Below are 15,994 nucleotides of genomic sequence, written 5' to 3'. Positions count from 1 at the left end.
TCTCGAGTAGACCGGCCCCGCGGCGTCGATCTGATTCGGGTCCCTGACACTCGTTTTTGCGATATCGTTGGCGTCGTTCGCTACCTTTTTGACTACCGTCTCGGAAGGAATCGGCATGCTCACCGTGCGGGCACCCGCGACGAGTGCGAACCTCGGGAGTGGCTTCGACGTCTTCGGTGTCGCTCTCGGAACGCCCGCCGACGTGATCCGGGTCGAACGCGCCCCGGAAACGACGATTTCGATCACCGGTGCCGGCAGCGAGTACATCCCGGAAGACCCCGCCAAGAACACCGTCGGCGCGGTCGCCGACGCGCTCGACGCCCCCGCCCGTATCCGGATCGACAAGGGCGTCAGACCGTCCTCGGGACTTGGGTCGTCGGCCGCAAGCGCGGCCGCCGCCGCCGTCGCGTTGAACGCGCTCTACGACCGCGGCCGGTCACGAAAAGAACTCGTTCCGATCGCGGCCGAGGGCGAGGCGCTCGTCTCCGGCGAGGCCCACGCGGACAACGTCGCGCCCTCACTGCTCGGCGGCTTTACCGTCGTCACCGACGACGGCGTCACGCAGGTCGACGCGTCGCTCCCCGTCGTCGCCTGCCTGCCCGATATTTCCGTGTCGACGCGCGACGCGCGCGGCGTCGTTCCCGACTCGGCCCCGATGGACGACGTCGTCACCACCGTCGGCAACGCCGCCACGCTGACCGTCGGCATGACTCGAGACGATCCGGCCCTCGTCGGCAGCGGCATGAACGACGATATCGTCACGCCCGAACGCACCCGGCTCATCACCGGCTACGACCGGGTCCGCGAGGCCGCCCTCGAGGCGGGCGCGACCGGCGTCACGGTAAGTGGGGCCGGGCCGGGGATCCTCGCGGTCTGTCACCGGCGGGATCAGCGGGCGATTGCATCGGCGATGGTCGACGCCTTCGACGCAGTCGGCGTCGAGAGCCGGGCCTACCAGACCGCGATCGGACAGGGCGCGACGCTGTACCCGGACGACTCGTAGCTCAGATGGGGACGCGAACGGACGGCGTCCTCGCACTGATCGCGCTCGCCGCGTTCTTCGGTCTCGTCTCCGTTACTGACGTATCGCTCTCGGTTTCCTTCCTGCTCGTCGGCGGAGCGGCGACGATTACCTTCGAATTGCTCGCCGCTCGAAACCCGGCGCTCGTTCGGGATTACTGGGAGCGGCGGCCGGTTCAACTCGCGTCGCTCGCGGTGGCGATCGGCGGGGCCGCCGTCGGGGCTCGAGTCGCGCCGGTGCCGGTGCTGTCACTGTGCTGCGGTGCGACGATAACGTATCTGGTCTTTCTCGCGCTCCTCCGAACGGGAGTCATTCCGCCGCTCGAGACGTGGTGGGAGTCGGACGCGTGACGGAGTGGTTCACTTCGGGCGCGCGGCCGTCTTCCAGCGCCGGCCGTAGATCCGCGGGAGCGGGTCGACCGGCGCGTGTCGAACGGCGGACGGAACGGTCGACACTCTCGTGGAAACGCTGTTCGGGAGCGGACCGTAGGGGACCGACGAGACGGCGGTCGGGTTCTTCGAGAGCGGTTTTCGACCGGCGTAGCCGGAGCCGCGCCCCGTCGACTCGTACAGCTCCTCGAATTTCGAATGGCCGTCGATGACACCCTTTCGGGCCCCCCGCGCGGCCGTTTTGGCTTCTTGTTGTAGCGCCGCGTTCGTCGCCGCCGGTTTTACCTCGTCGACGAACGCGCGGACCTCGGCCGCCGCCTCGGAGTCGCCCGAAGAGCCGACGGCGTCAGATCCGATCACGTCTTCGAGTTCGGAGGTGAGCTGTCGCAGTTCCCGCTGGAAATCGACGAGATCGACGGCGTTCCACAGCTCTGGGACGGTAATGACGTCCCGGAGCGTGCTGAGATCCAGCGCCGAATCCGGATTCCTGTCACGGATCGCCTCGAAGAGCCCATCTAGCTCGACGAGAGACGGTACCGCCGCGGTGTCGACGGCGTTCGGGAGCCGCTCGAAGTCGATCGTCTCGAGGAGATCGGCGATCGCTACGACGACGTCTAGCAGTTCCGCGACCGCCGCTTGCGTCTCGTTCGACCCGTGGGCCGCGATTTGCCGGAGCGACCGGTCGGTTCCCTCTACCATTCGGTCGGCGAGTTGCTCGGCGCTGGTCGGCGCTGACGACTGACTCATACACGCTAGACGCTGGATAGCTACAAAACGGGGATGCTTGCCGATCAGTCGGCGTTTTGGAGCGTCAGCAAACCGCTCGATTCGGTTAGTCGCCGATCAGACGCCCCGACCCTGCATCTTCTCTTCTTCGGGGAGGTCGACGTTCGCGTCGCCTTTCATGCTCTTGCCGAGGTTCTTCGAGATCTCGGCGAGGGTTTCGGGTTCGTCCCAGTTGTTGGTCGCCTCGACGATCGCCTCGGCCATCTCCGGCGGGTTCTCCGCGCCGAAGATGCCGCTGCCGACGAAGATGCCGTCGCACTCGTGGTGCATCATGAGCGCGGCGTCGGCGGGCGTCGCGATCCCGCCGGCGGCGAAGTTGACGACCGGCAGCCGGCCCATCTCGGCGGTCTCGTGGACCAGTTCCGCGGGAGCCTCGATCTCTCGAGCGTACGCCTCCCGTTCCTCGTGTTTCATGCCCTCGAGTTCGCGGATCGCGCCCTTGATCGTCCGCTGGTGGTGGACGGCTTGGTTCACGTCGCCGGTGCCGGCCTCGCCTTTGGTGCGGATCATCGCCGCGCCCTCGTCGATCCGGCGCAGCGCCTCGCCGAGGTTGCGCGCGCCGCAGACGAACGGGGCGGTGAAGTCGCGTTTGTCGATGTGGTAGGCGTCGTCTGCCGGGGTAAGGACCTCGGACTCGTCGATCATGTCGACGCCGACGGACTCTAAGATCTGGGCTTCCTTCGTGTGACCGATTCGGGATTTGCCCATGACGGGAATCGAGACCGATTCGACGATTTCCTCGACATCTGCGGGGTCGGCCATCCGAGCGACGCCGCCGCGTTTGCGAATGTCCGCGGGGACGGCTTCCAGCGCCATCACCGCGACCGCGCCGGCTTCCTCGGCGATGCGGGCCTGCTCGGGGTCGACGACATCCATGATGACGCCACCTTTCTGCATCCGTGCGAAGCCGCGCTTGACGAGATCGGTCCCGCGTCTGAGTTCCTCGAGATCGGTGTTCTCGGCCATACGCCGCGCTTAGGAGCCCCGGCACTTACGCGTGTTCTTTGGGGACGATTCGGCCGGGGGAATCGAAATCGGCTGCAAGAGCGCTCGGTCCGGTCGGACAGAATCGTGATCCCGGCCGCGCCAGAGCAGTCATCGGGTCGCAGTTCCCCGTCGTTACTCGTCTACCCGTTCGCCCTCAAACAGGCGCGCTCGCACCGTCGAGCCGTACAGTCGGGTGAGCGGCCGCTGCCACAGTCCGAGTTCCGCAGCCAGTTCCGGTGCGACCGCCAGTCGCGTGCCGACCGACGGGCCGGGGCCGATCGCGACCTGGCCCCGAATCCGAGCCGCCGTCCGCAAGAGCGCGCCGTCTTTCGTCATGTAGCTGGCCATGGACCAATCGCGCGCTCGAGCGCCGGTCCGGGGGTGAGCGACCTCGAGTCGGACGGTCTCGCCACCGCCGTAGCGGTCTCCGTCAGCGTCGACGACGGTTCGAATATCGTTCGGCCCGTCGCTTACCGTGATAGCGGCCCGTTCCTTGGGATAGCCCCAGAGCTCGCGGCCGAGCGCGACCGACGGGTCGGTCGTCACCGGCAGCCAGTGGACGTAGCCACCGATCTCGCCATCGACGAGCTGTGCGCCGGGGAGGCTCGTCCGGCTCCCGCGGACCGCCGGGATGATCACGGCGAACTCGTCGTAGGGCTCGAGTCCGGTCGCGTCCCGATCGCCGCCGACGCGATGGTACTGGATCCCGACCAGCGCGACGCAGCCGATACCGGGTGCGATCGCAAGCGACGAGAGCCCGTCGGGCAGGACCGTCTCGAGCCGGCCGCGACGGGCCGGAACGGTAACGCCGCCCATCGCGAACGAGAGCTCGAGCGGGAGCGCGACCTCGTGGCCGGTCGAGAGTCGTTTTCGCGTTCGTTCGTCGACCGCGGTCATGGTCGGGGCTACGGCAGGGCTGATCGTAGTAGTATGGGACCGGGCGCAGCCACAACCGCTACTGTTTTGCGGGTTCCGTCCGTCGCGCCGGACAATGACCGCGTCGACGCTGACGGCGAACCGCGAGCGGCCCGACGACGAGTCGCTGCCGGCGTATCTCGCGCCGGTCCCGACGACGCTCGAGGACCTCGGCCTGCGATTCGCGTGGCTGGTCGTGGCGATCAACCTCGCGGGGACGGCCTTTGGCTTCTGGTACTACTCGGGGCAGTTCACCCAGACCACGGCCGCGCTGTGGCCGTGGGTGCCCGACAGCCCGCTCGCGACGCTGTTCGTCGCGCTGGCGATCGGCGCGTGGAAACTGGGCCGCGAGCAGCCGTGGCTCACCGCGCTGGCGTTTTTCGGCAACCTCGTACTCGGACTGTGGACGCCGATGACGCTGCTCGCCTTCGCCGACTCCTACGCGTATCTCTCGCCGGTGATGTTTCACTTCCTCTTCTGGAGTCACCTCGCGATGGTCGTCCAGGCGCTTGTCCTCCACCGAATCTCCGACTTTCCGGTATGGGCCGTCGGCGTCGCCGCCGTCTGGTACTGGAGCAACCTGATCGTCGACTACTTCGTTCCGATCGTCGGCGAGCCACACCACACAATCATCCCCGTGGCGCGGGACACGGCCATGTTCCTCGAGGCCGACGCGATCGGCGTGATCGCTGCGGGCGAAGTCTCCTTCGTACTCCTCGCGGTGTTTCTCGCGCTCGCGATCCGGGTCAAAAAGTGCGAAGCCGTCAGCCGTCGGGCGTAACCGACAGCGAACGGATCCGATTCCTACAGGTCGTCGACGAACGCGAGTTCGAGGTACGGATCGAGCGCGCCGGCGGCGGCCCGACGCTCGACTGTCCCCGCATCCGCGTCGTACCGCAGGACGTCCGCGTCGATCAGCTTCCGCAGGTGGTTGTGGTGGAACTCGGCGGTGATCTGGTCGATTCGCTCGCGGGTTGGCTGTCCTTCCCGGTCGGCGATCCGATCGACGAGATCCGCGAGGCTGACCGCCCCTACGGTCCCAGCGAGGTAGTACAGCGCGTACCGACGCTGTTCCTCGAGCAAGAGCTCGAAAACCGTATTCGAGGGGATCGAGGGTGCGGTTTCGGCGGTGGTGGCGTCTGAGATGTCTGTCTTCATGCGGTGCTCTGTACTCGGCTTACGCGGCGGCCGGCGACGCATCGGCTCTCATCGACTTCAGCAGAGCACGGGGGAATATTGGGCGAATTCAGCATAACCTTTCTGCTACTGTACGTAATTCCGAACGTTCGGGTATCTTCCGACTCGATTGTCAACAATAACGGAATGTTACGAAACCGGACTGATTGCGAACGCCGATATCGGATCTACTCGAGGATGACGACGGCCGACCCGGTCTCGACCATCTCGCCGTCGCCCGAGTAGGTGCGCTCGAGTTCGACCTCGAATAACTCCTCGTCGAGTTCCTCGCCGGCGACTCGCAGCACCCCGGCGTCGTCGTCGAGTTCGTACTCGCCGCTCTCGATGCCGGCGTCGATATCGCCGACCTTCGAGCCGAACTTCGGCCCGAGCGTGGAGTAGTCGAGGTCGATCTCGGCGACCTCGGTCGTGATCTCCGGCGGCTCCGCGAGCACGGTAAGGTCCTTGACGTGCATCACGTGCTGGATCGCGTCTTCGAAGCCCTCGATCGGGCCGTAGACGGCCACCGACTCGAGGTCGGCGTTCAGCGGTAGCTGGTGCTCGCTCTTGTAGCGGCGCAGCGCCGAGATGACTTCCATGGCTGTCTCGCCGGCCTCGAGGTCCGCGTCGTAGCCCTGCGGGGCGGGCCAGTCGCGGGTGTGGATGCTCTCGAGGGCCCCGTCTTGATCCGCGTAAACAGCTTGCCAGATCTCCTCGGTCGCGTGGGGCAGGAACGGCGCCCACAGCTCGAGGAAGGTCCGATGGGCGGTCCGCAGCGCGTACTGCGTCGAGGGGTTGTCCTCGCGGGTCTTGGCGATCTCGAGGTAGTCGTCACAGAACGTGTTCCAGAAGAACGTCCGCAGGCGGTCGCGGGCCTTCGCGAACTCGTAGTCCTCGAGGTGAGCGGTGAGATCCGCGACGGCGTCATCGAGTTCCGCAAGCAGCCAGCGGTCGATCGCCTCGAGTGCCGCGGGCTCGTCGGGATGGGCAGGCGCGAGCGTGTCGGTGAGCTTCGAGGCGTTCCAGAGTTTGCGCAGGAGTTTCTCGCCGGCACGGAGGTCCTTCTCCTGGTACGGGAAGTCGTCGCCGACCGCAGCGCTTGCGGCCCAGAACCGGACGGCGTCGACGGGGTAGTCCGCGAGCACTTCGTCGGGTTCGACGACGTTACCCCGCGATTTGGACATCTTCTCGCGGTTTTCGTCTAAGACGTGGCCGTTGATCATCGTCGCGTCGAAGGGCACCTCGCCGGTGTGCTCGTAGCACTTGACGATGGTGTGGAACAGCCAAAACGAGATGATGTCGTGGCCCTGCGGGCGCAGATCGAACGGATAGAGTTCGGGATTGTCCATCGTGAACGCCTCGCTGTCGGCGTCCCAGTCCCAGCCGGCGTTGATCAGCGGCGTCAGCGAGGAGGTCGCCCACGTGTCGAAGACGTCCTCTTCGGCCTCGAACTCGTCGTGGCCACACTCCGGGCAGGCTGAGACGGGGGGCTCGTCCGAGAGCGGATCGACCGGCAAGTCCTCCCGGTCGGCCATGATCGGGTGATCGCAGTCCGCACAGTACCAGACCGGGAACGGAATGCCCGAGTCGCGCTGGCGGGAAATGAGCCAGTCCCACTCGAGGCCCTCGATCCAGTGCTCGTAGCGGGCGAACATCTTCTCGGGGTACCAGTCCATCTCCCGGCCGGCCTCGAGGTACTCCTCTTTGTGATCGAGGATTTCGACGTACCACTGCTTGGAGACGCGGTACTCGACGGCGGTGTCACAGCGCTCGTGGACCTGCACGGCGTGGGAGATTTCCCAGCGGTCGCGCAGGGAGCCCTCCTCCTCTAAGTCCTCGACGATAGCCTCGCGGGCCTCCTCGGTGGACATGCCCTCGTAGTCGCCGGCGAGGTCGGTCATCGTCGCGGACTCGTCGATCGCGACGCGAAGCGGGAGGTCGTGGGCCTGGTACCACTCGATGTCGTTCTGGTCGCCGAAGGTACAGCACATCACGACGCCGCTGCCTTTCTCCATGTCGACGCGCTCGTCTTCGATGATCGGCACTTCGTGGCCGAAGATCGGGATGCGAGCGGTCTCGCCGACGAGGTCCTGATTCTCCTCGTCCTCGGGATGGACGAAGACGGAGACGCAGGCCGGGATGAGTTCGGGTCGCGTCGTGGAAATAATGAACTCGTCGCGGGCCGTCCCATCACTTGCGAGTTCGAACGCGATGTCGTTGAAGTGCGAGCCGCGCTCGTCGTCTTCCATCTCGACCTGCGAGATGGCCGTCTCGCAGTCGGGACACCAGATCGCGGGTGCTTTCTTCCGATACTCGCGGCCCTTCTCGTGGAGGTCGAGGAAGGAGAGCTGAGAGACCCGCTGGACGCGGGGTTCGATCGTCTTGTAGGTGTTATTCCAGTCGATCGAGGTCCCGAGGTTCTGCATCTTCTCCGTGAACTCGGCCTCGTACTTCGCACAGACCTCGCGACAGAGTTCCTGGAACTCCCGGCGCTCGTAGTCCTGATGCCGAATGTCCAGTTCCGACTCGGTCAGGCGCTCGCTGGCGATCCCGTTGTCGTCGTAGCCGAACGGAAAGAGGACGTCGCCGTCGTGCATCCGCTGGAATCGTGCGGCGAAGTCCTGCAGGGTCGAGCCGTAGAGATGGCCCATGTGCAGGCTGCCCGAGACCGTCGGCGGTGGCGTGTCGATCGAGTAGACGGTGTTCGGATCCTCCTTTTGATCGCCCTCGTAGGCGTAGACGTCCTCGTCGATCCAGCGCTGCTGCCAGCGGGATTCGACGGCGTCGGGATCGTATCCGCCCTCGAGGCTGGGCTCGTCGTCGGCGTGTTCGGGCGTGTCCGTGCTCATGCTCTCACCGCCCGTCGCGGGCGTCGTCGGTACGTCGATCGCCGAAAGTGCGGTTGACTGTCGTCCATAGAGCGGTCGTTGCTCGGTAAATGCCGGTCGCCGACAATACATCCGTCGAAACGGGGTGGGGAATGCGGGGCTATCGAGCCCCTACGAAAACGCCATCGCGCGGGCCGCGGGCCGAATCGAAGGTGGCCGTACCGGGTGTGGCCATACGTCCGGTATCGGACAGCGACGTGTTAGGTGTTTCGCGTCTCAGCAACCGTGATCGGGACAGACAAGCCTCACACGCGAAACGAGTGATCGACTGGACCGTGGAGTTCGCCACGCGGCCGAGGATTCCGGTCCTCCTCCGCGATAGCGACGAGCTCTGTTGCGAACCTATTTACCGGAATATGGTGACTAGGTCATGTGGGTTTGTACCATGGTCATCGTGGGCAGTCCACTGGCTCGAGTGACGCGACCAATTGGAGGGAAATGAATGGCAGAACACGATATATCAGTAACAGTTAACGGAGAACAGCACGACCTGACCGTCCAACCGCGGACGTTGCTCGTCACGGCGCTTCGAGAGGAACTCGGGTATACGGGGGCAAACATCGGCTGTGAGACGGGGCGGTGTGGTGCCTGTACCGTCAGGGAGAACGGCCAAACGATTAAGTCCTGTACTCGGTTGGCCGTCCAAGCCGACGGTGCGGAGATCGAAACCGTCGAAGGACTCGCCGAGGACGGCGATCTCTCGACGTTGCAGAAGCAGTTTCAGGAACAGCATGGGCTCCAGTGTGGCTACTGTACGCCGGGGATGCTCATGACCGCCGATACGTTCCTGCGGGAGGCCGAGGACCCGTCCCGGGAAGAGATTCGAGAGGCGATCGAGGGCAATCTCTGTCGGTGTACCGGCTACCAGAACATCGTCGACGCGATCGAGGCCACGGCCGATCAGTTGGGTGAGCAGCGATGAGCGACGCTGATTCGAACGACGGGGGCGATGCTGACGGCAGTAGCGCCTTTGGCTCCGCCATCGAACGCAGCGAAGACGTTCCACTGCTGACCGGGTCCGGGGAGTATACCGACGACATCTCCCTGCGCGGAACGACGCATCTGGCGATTCGCCGGTCCGATCACGCCCACGCGAGAATCGAGCACATAGACACCAGCGACGCGGCGGCGATGGACGGCGTCGTCGCAGTGTACACGGGGGAGGACGTCGTCGAAAGCGGCGTTCCGAACACGATCCCGACCGCGTGGGACCTTCCCGGCCTCGTACAGCCCCAGTATCGCATGCTCGCCACGGACAAGGTCCGTCACGAGGGAACCGCCGTCGCCGCCGTCGTCGCAGAGACGCCCCACGTCGCCCACGACGCGCTCGAGCGGATTACAGTCGAGTACGAACCCCTCGAGCACGTGACCGATCCGGTCGAGGCAGTCGAACGCGACGTGCCGCCGGTGCACGACGAGGCCGCGGACAACGTGGCTTTCGACTTCGAACTGGGCGAAGAGGAGGCCACCGACGAGGCGTTCGCCGACGCCGATCGGGTCGCGACCGTCGATCTCCGACAGCCGCGCATTATTCCGAACGCGATGGAGCCGCGGGCGGCCCTCGCTGACTGGGAGGACGCGACGGGGAAGCTGCGCCTCTGGATGACGAGTCAGAACCCGCACCTCCATCGAATGCTGCTCTCGGCGGGGACGCTCGGCCTCCCGGAGAACAAGATTCAGGTGATCGCACCCGAGGTCGGCGGCGGCTTCGGCAGCAAGATCTACCACTATCCGGACGAGGCCGTAACGGCCTGGTGTTCGATGCAACTCGGCCGGCCGGTGAAGTGGCAGGCGACGCGTTCGGAGAGCTATCTGACCGATTGTCACGGACGAGACCACGTGACGACCGGCGAGATCGCGCTCGACGACGACGGGACGATCCGCGGCGTTCGAGTCGAAACGCACGCCGGACTCGGCGCGCAGCTCTCGCAGTTCGGGACCGCGACGCCGTCCTATCTCTACGCGACCGTCCTCTCGGGACAGTACGCGATTCCGGCGATTCACTGCCGGGTCATCGGTGCGTTCACGAACACGACGCCCGTCGACGCCTATCGCGGTGCGGGTCGGGCCGAGGGGATCTACGTGATCGAGCGGCTCGTCGACGCCGCGGCCCGGGAACTCGAGATGGACCCGACCGAACTGCGCCGGCGGAACCTCGTCCAGCCCGACGAGTTCCCCTACGAGTCCGCGGCGGCGCTGGTCTACGACAGCGGCGAGTACGAACGCGCGATGGATCTGGCGCTCGAGCACGTCGACTACGACGAGTTGCGCGAGCGCCAACGCGAACTACGAGACGAGGACCGATACATCGGCATCGGGATCGGCAACTTCGTCGAATCCGCAGGGCTCTCGCCGTCCGGGCTCGCCGGCGATCTCGGCGCGCAGGCCGGCGGCTGGGAGAGTTCGATCGTCCGGTTCGACTCGACGGGATCCGTGACGGTTCTCGCGGGAACGGCGGACCAAGGGCAGGGGCATCGAACGACCTACGCCCAGATCGCCGCCGAGGAACTCGGCGTCTCCGTCGACGATGTCGACGTCGTCGAGGGCGACACTGATCGAATCCCGCAGGGAATGGGGACGTACGGCAGCCGGAGCGCGTCGGTCGGCGGCGGCTCCATCGCTCGGGGCGCTCGCGAGGTCCGCGAGAAGGCCCGTCGGATCGCCGCCCACCAACTCGAGGCGAGTCCCGACGACATCGAGTTCGACGACGGAGAGTTCCACGTCGCTGGTGCACCGGATCGCTCGCTCCACATCCAGACGATCGCTCACGAGGCGTATCTCGGACACGACTTGCCAGAGGGAATGGATCCCGGCCTCGAGGAGACCAACTTCTACGATCCGGAGAACTTTACCTACCCCTTCGGGACCCACGTCGCCGTCGTCGAGGTCGATCCCGAAACGGGCGAGATCGAGATCCAGCGCTACGTCGCGGTCGACGACTGCGGGGAGATCATCAACCCGATGATCGTCGAGGGACAGGTCCACGGCGGGATCGCACAGGGGATCGGTGCCGCGCTCTACGAGGGTGCAGCGTACGACGAGGACGGGCAGCTTCAAACCCGTCGGATGGACGAGTACGCCGTCCCCCACTCGACGCAGTTGCCAGACTTCGAAACGGACAGCACGGTGACCCCGAGTCCGCACAACCCCCTCGGCGTCAAAGGCGTCGGCGAGTCGGCGACGATCGCGGCGACGCCGACCATCGTGTCGGCGGTTGCGGACGCGCTCGAGCCGTTCGGCGTCGACCACCTCGACATGCCGATCACGCCGGAATCGGTCTGGCGAGCCACGGAGGGTGATCGCTAATGTACATGAACGACTTCGACTACTACCGAGCCGACAGCGTCGACAATGCCCTGGAACTACTCGGCGACCACGACGGAGCCGAACTGGTCGCCGGCGCACACGGGCTGTTACCGCGAATGAAAACGGGGGACGAATCGCCGCCGGCACTCGTCGATATCGGCGGACTGACCGGGCTCGATACGATCGAAGCGGCAGATGACGGAACCGCCCTCTCGGTCGGTGCACTCGCCACACACGCCGAGATCGCCGAGTCCGACCCCGTCCGCCAGCAGGCGGCAGCACTCGCAGACGCAGCGGCCGAATTGGGCGATCCGCAGGTCCGAAACGGCGGTACGATCGGCGGCAACCTTGCCCACGGCGACGCGCGCTCGGATCCGCCGGCCGCCCTGCTCGCGCTCGACGGCTCGCTCGCGGTTCGCGGCCCGGACGGCGAACGGACGATCGACGCGACCGACCTCTTCGAGGGACCGTTCGAGACGGCGGTCGCCGACGACGAGATCGTTACTGCGGTTCGGATTCCGACCGACGAGGACGCCGTGAGCGTCTACCGCAAACGCCGCGATCCGCTCTCGGGCTACGCGATGGTCGGCGTCGGCGTCTGGCTCCGCACCGACGGCGAGACGATCGAAGAGGCTCGAGTCGCCGTCACGGGCGCGACGACGACGCCGACGAGACTGCCGGCCGTCGAGGACGAACTCGAGGGGGAAGCGATTTCCGAGGAGACGATTACCGCGGCGTCGGCCGAAGCCGGGACGACGGTCGACGACGAAGCGTTCGTTTCGGACGTGCAGGCGTCCGCCGAGTACCGCGCCCACCTCCTGACCATCGATACCGAACGTGCGCTGGCCGACCTGCTGGATATCTCCTGATCACACCACTTCCAGTATTCTTCCGGCCGTTCGACGGGGATCGTTCGACCGCGAGAGCCCGCCGTTTGTCGTCTATCGACTCGAGAGAGAAAGCGAGCGGGGCTGGCGGGAGACTGCGAGGACCGACAGCCGAGTCGAGTTATGGACGACCCGCGGTCACGTCTAGTGTGTGGACTCCGAATCGTCGTTGGAGTGGGCTCGCACCCACAGCTCGCCGATCCGGGAGAGCCGCGTTCGGTAGGACTTGCCGTGTTCCTCACGCTCGATGTAGCCCTTGCCGCCCGGACCCAGCCGATCGACGTTGTAGATGACCTTCGACCGGAAACTGTCGGTGTACTCCTCGTTCAGTTCGCGGGCCAACGATTCGGCCAGTTCGGAAACGGAGTCGAACTCCCCGTCCTCGCCGAGCTTGTACAGGATGAGTTCCTCGAAGGGCTTGACGTTCGAGAAGGAGGCGACCGGCAACTCGACGATATGCTTGCCGTCGATTTCCTTCGCGCCGATGGTCGTCCCGCGCTCGTCGAACTCCGCGAGGAGGTCGCGGGCGCTCTCGAGGCGGGTCCCGACTCGATCGTTTTCGATCTCCTCCTCCGTCGCCCGGAGATCCTCGAGCAGTTCGATCTGTGCTCTGAGTTCCTCGGCGAGTTCGGTCTCGAGGTACTTCTCGGGGGCAGTGTAGTAGGTGTGGATCCCCTCGCGGTCCTCTTGGCGTTCGACCATCAGGGAGTGGGCGGCATTGGCGAAGGCGAAACTCACGGTTCGGGGCATCGCAGCGACGTTGACCCAGACCTCGTTACCGGAGTCGAGTTCCGCGGTGATGAGTTCGTAGGCCTGCTCGAAGGCGTCGTCGTAATCGTAGACGTCTTCGAGGACGAACCGCTCGGTCTCGGCCCCGAGAAGGTTCTCGAAGTCCGTCTCGAGTTTCTTCGAGAGATGGCGAGAGTACTCGACGTTTGCCTCGCTGCCGACCGCCCCCTCGAGCAAGATGACGCTGTCGACGTCGATCTGATCGCGCACGAGCGGCGCGATCAGCCGGTCGTAGTCGAAGCCGACCGGAACGATGTGGGTTTGCATATCCGATACGTGGAGACGGTGCTTAAATAAATCACCAGTTCTCGTACTTCTCAGTTCGGGTCCCTTGCCTCTTGGTGCCCTTTGACCCGTGTTGGCTTCTTTGTTGCCTAACGCAAAAATCCCAGTCGCGCTGTGGTTCCGGCCTAAGGACCTGCGAATGACGGAGGCAAAACAACATATTGGATGGCAGGTAGTTCAAACCAACAATAGTTCAATTATTTTATACTGATTAACACTCAAAGAGGTGACTGTCACCATTCCCCAGAAAACCCAATATCAAGACCACATCTATCAGCTACACCTCGAATATGGCGCTTTTTGGTCTTCTTATCCATATGAGTATCAAGATAGTAGCCCTGCACCAATTCTTGAAAATGTCTCATAGCTTGCTCATCGTGAGGAGAGGCAGGTTCATCGTTGATTATGGCCTTCTCTCTGCCGGGAATATACGGTAGTGGACTGATTTTAGAAATCAAATCGTGATTCTGAATTAGACGGTTCACTACCTCTGCCATTACTTCGCTTTGATTGTTACCGGCAAAAAGAGCGTGTCTGTTACTTCCATTCTTGAGTTCAACAATGTATTTCCCGTCAACATCGGAATCATCAGTAGCACTACCTTGCTCGCTAATCGAATTGTCTGTGTCCGGTCTCGATTGAGTCCCGTCAGCGTCAATTTCCGCTTCAAGATCCGCGACAAGCCGATCGATCATCTCCTTTGCCTGTGTTTCTGCGAGCGACGAAATAGAATCAGAAACCTCGTTGGCCAGCATATTCGAGAGTTCAACCGCCAAGTCGTCTTTGTCGGTTTCGAGAGTTCGGCGGGCTTCCCGTAACTCATTAATTCGACCAAGGATTTTATCGGACTCGCCCGACTCGATAGCGTCTTTTTCGTAGGCTTTCAGAACAGCGAGACGATTGGGTAGGTCTTCGAGTGCCATGTCTCCGACCTGCTGAACAGCCACGTTCGAAGCGTCCACACGGCGCTGAAAGAAGCGGTACTGCTTCCCATTCGTGAGGATACCGTAGGTAACGTTCTTGTTCGTCATGTAAGACGACAACTGTTCCTCGTGCTTGGCCGTCAGAGCCGTATCTGCCCCTTTTGCTTCGAGAAATGCAACTGGTGTCCCTTCGAGAATGAGCGCGTAATCGACTTTGTAGGTCTTCCCGAACGCCTCGACGGAGTATTCGAGTTGCGTGTTCCCCGGAATTTGCCAGTCGAGAAGGCCCAAAAAGTCACGGAGAATAGCCGCTTTCGTGTTCGCTTCGTCCATCTGCGGAGAAGAGTCAAGAACAGATTCGGACTGGTCCACGTAGTCCCGAACAGCGTTCCTATTCATCTATGCTGTCACGACTTACTGACACCATATCAAACCCTATGAACGAAGGTTCGGTTATCCGACTGTCAAAGGGTTAGGAGATTCCTTTCGTTAGCTTACACCCCTTCGAGCCATCCACGACGCTTTCGACCTTCACTTCCACATCGCGACGGTCATAGTGAGCTCCAAGTACCTCACGTGAGACGTTCAGTAATCGAAGCCGACCGGAACGATGTGGGTTTGCATGGTCGACAGTGAGGCAGGGGCGGTTACAAAACTACCGAGTCGTCGGCCGGCTACTCGGTCAGCGGCATGATGATGCCGAAGACGAACGGCGAGGCAAAGCCGATGGCAAAGCCGATCATCGTCATCGCGTAAAACAGCGTGTTCTCCCACTGGGGGAGCGATCCGAAGACGGCGTGTCCGACCAGTTCGCTGCCCGCACCAATGACGAAAAGGGTGAGTCCGAGGAAGAACCCCCGCTTCGCGAGCCGCGAGTAGTCCGGGCCACTGTAGTATCCCATACGTGGTGGTAGACGCCCGCTCCATTAATTATTTCGACATTCCAACGCCGGTTGAAAGGCGATCCCGTTACTCCTCGGTTGCGCCGTCGTCCGCAGCACTGAGGTCGAGCCCTCTGAACAGGTCGACGATCGCCTCTCTGTCGCGGGCCGGATCGATGTCGAGGGCGGCCCCGAGCAGGTCCGCGCCGTCGGGTGCCTCGAGCGGGAGCACGCCGCCGGCCATCACGTACGCGTCGGCGGCGGGCCAGACGGCGACGTGCGCTTCGGCGTCGATCGTCGGACCGTCGTGTGCGCTTTCGTCACCGTCGCCACCGCTTGCAGCCGCGTTTTCGGAATCGATCGGATACGCGGCCTCGAGCACGGTGAGGTGTCCGATTGCCCCGTCCGGGCGATCGATGTACTCGCTTGCGCGTTCCCCGGCGACGGCGATGGCGTCGTCCTCGAGGGTTTCGACGAACTGGTCCCGGACCGTCGGCGCGGCCGTCTCGAGCGCGTCGGCGGCATCGAGTCCGATGGTCGACAGCGACGGCGACACGCTGAGGTCGACGGTAAACAGCGACCGCGCCGGGATGTCGCCCCCGCTCCGGAGCGACTCGAGCGCGTCGGCGGTCGAGCGATGTTCGAAGATCGTCGTCTCGGCGGTCACCGTCGCAAGCGAGATGCTGGTCTGATCGGTTCGGGCTCCGAGACGGTCCCACGCGTCGGCGACCGCGGGCGGCAGATCGATGGCCATCGTCGGT

The 15,994-nt window shown here is 64.0% G+C and carries 15 protein-coding genes; 6 read left to right on the top strand and 9 right to left on the bottom strand.

All coding sequences use genetic code 11. From position 1 onward, the window contains the following. The first annotated feature begins 115 nt into the window (after nt 1–115). Both ACJYUO_RS07670 and ACJYUO_RS07665 read left to right on the top strand, forming a co-directional pair. Complete coding sequence (locus ACJYUO_RS07670) at nt 116–1,003, top strand: homoserine kinase (RefSeq protein ID WP_494344802.1); 888 nt, start codon at nt 116–118, stop codon at nt 1,001–1,003. Nucleotides 1,004–1,008: 5 nt separating this feature from the next. Continuing rightward, nucleotides 1,009–1,371 carry a hypothetical protein gene (locus tag ACJYUO_RS07665; protein WP_494344801.1) on the top strand — a complete coding sequence of 121 codons (363 nt, stop codon included), beginning with the start codon at nt 1,009–1,011 and terminating at the stop codon, nt 1,369–1,371. 9 nt (nt 1,372–1,380) lie between these two features. On the opposite strand, the gene ACJYUO_RS07660 is transcribed toward ACJYUO_RS07665, so the two are convergent. The 3 genes from ACJYUO_RS07660 to ACJYUO_RS07650 form a co-directional block, all read right to left on the bottom strand. Then, on the bottom strand, nt 1,381–2,157 hold the full coding sequence (locus ACJYUO_RS07660) for a hypothetical protein (RefSeq protein ID WP_494344800.1): 777 nt from the start codon (nt 2,155–2,157) through the stop codon (nt 1,381–1,383). 96 nt (nt 2,158–2,253) lie between these two features. Next, nucleotides 2,254–3,162 (bottom strand): pyridoxal 5'-phosphate synthase lyase subunit PdxS, encoded by a 909-nt coding sequence (pdxS, locus tag ACJYUO_RS07655; protein ID WP_494344799.1) that lies wholly within the window; start codon nt 3,160–3,162, stop codon nt 2,254–2,256. Between the two features lie 153 nt (nt 3,163–3,315). Next, a complete protein-coding gene (locus ACJYUO_RS07650) occupies nt 3,316–4,080 on the bottom strand; it encodes an acetoacetate decarboxylase family protein (protein ID WP_494344798.1) in 765 nt (254 codons plus the stop codon). Nucleotides 4,081–4,174: 94 nt separating this feature from the next. On the opposite strand from ACJYUO_RS07650, the gene ACJYUO_RS07645 reads away from it, so the two are divergent. After that, the gene (locus ACJYUO_RS07645; protein ID WP_494344797.1) at nt 4,175–4,879 is read left to right on the top strand and encodes a DUF1405 domain-containing protein; all 705 of its coding nucleotides are present in this window, start codon (nt 4,175–4,177) and stop codon (nt 4,877–4,879) included. A gap of 23 nt (nt 4,880–4,902) precedes the next feature. Here ACJYUO_RS07645 and ACJYUO_RS07640 read toward each other — a convergent pair whose 3' ends face one another. After that, nucleotides 4,903–5,256, bottom strand: coding sequence for a DUF7344 domain-containing protein (locus ACJYUO_RS07640; protein ID WP_494344796.1), 354 nt, complete (start codon nt 5,254–5,256; stop codon nt 4,903–4,905). Between the two features lie 206 nt (nt 5,257–5,462). Continuing rightward, nucleotides 5,463–8,123, bottom strand: a complete 2,661-nt coding sequence (locus ACJYUO_RS07635) for a valine--tRNA ligase (RefSeq protein WP_494344795.1) — start codon at nt 8,121–8,123, stop codon at nt 5,463–5,465. A 481-nt stretch (nt 8,124–8,604) separates the two neighbouring features. On the opposite strand from ACJYUO_RS07635, the gene ACJYUO_RS07630 reads away from it, so the two are divergent. Genes ACJYUO_RS07630 through ACJYUO_RS07620 form a run of 3 tightly spaced genes read left to right on the top strand, consistent with a single transcriptional unit; the run spans nt 8,605 to nt 12,337 of the window. Continuing rightward, nucleotides 8,605–9,084: a (2Fe-2S)-binding protein gene (locus ACJYUO_RS07630; RefSeq protein ID WP_494344794.1), complete on the top strand. Its 480-nt coding sequence runs from the start codon at nt 8,605–8,607 to the stop codon at nt 9,082–9,084. After that, nucleotides 9,081–11,468, top strand: coding sequence for a xanthine dehydrogenase family protein molybdopterin-binding subunit (locus tag ACJYUO_RS07625; protein WP_494344793.1), 2,388 nt, complete (start codon nt 9,081–9,083; stop codon nt 11,466–11,468). Before ACJYUO_RS07630 ends, ACJYUO_RS07625 begins: the two co-directional genes overlap by 4 nt. Further along, nucleotides 11,468–12,337, top strand: a complete 870-nt coding sequence (locus tag ACJYUO_RS07620; RefSeq protein WP_494344792.1) for an FAD binding domain-containing protein — start codon at nt 11,468–11,470, stop codon at nt 12,335–12,337. Before ACJYUO_RS07625 ends, ACJYUO_RS07620 begins: the two co-directional genes overlap by 1 nt. Before the next feature lie 162 nt (nt 12,338–12,499). Here the strand turns inward: ACJYUO_RS07620 and ACJYUO_RS07615 are convergent, their stop codons facing one another. The 4 genes from ACJYUO_RS07615 to ACJYUO_RS07600 all read right to left on the bottom strand — a co-directional run bounded on the left by ACJYUO_RS07615 (nt 12,500) and on the right by ACJYUO_RS07600 (nt 15,987). Further along, nucleotides 12,500–13,411 carry an HFX_2341 family transcriptional regulator gene (locus tag ACJYUO_RS07615; protein WP_494344791.1) on the bottom strand — a complete coding sequence of 304 codons (912 nt, stop codon included), beginning with the start codon at nt 13,409–13,411 and terminating at the stop codon, nt 12,500–12,502. A 251-nt stretch (nt 13,412–13,662) separates the two neighbouring features. After that, a complete protein-coding gene (locus tag ACJYUO_RS07610; RefSeq protein WP_494344790.1) occupies nt 13,663–14,724 on the bottom strand; it encodes a type I restriction enzyme HsdR N-terminal domain-containing protein in 1,062 nt (353 codons plus the stop codon). A gap of 302 nt (nt 14,725–15,026) precedes the next feature. Next, the gene (locus ACJYUO_RS07605) at nt 15,027–15,254 is read right to left on the bottom strand and encodes a DUF7860 family protein (protein ID WP_494344789.1); all 228 of its coding nucleotides are present in this window, start codon (nt 15,252–15,254) and stop codon (nt 15,027–15,029) included. Between the two features lie 67 nt (nt 15,255–15,321). Beyond that, on the bottom strand, nt 15,322–15,987 hold the full coding sequence (locus ACJYUO_RS07600; RefSeq protein ID WP_494344788.1) for a DUF6517 family protein: 666 nt from the start codon (nt 15,985–15,987) through the stop codon (nt 15,322–15,324). Nucleotides 15,988–15,994 lie beyond the last annotated feature (7 nt).

The organism is Natrinema sp. CRL1, from assembly GCF_059162405.1.
The sequence above is the reverse complement of the archived record's forward strand: the minus strand, read 5'-3'. Positions and strand labels throughout refer to the sequence as shown.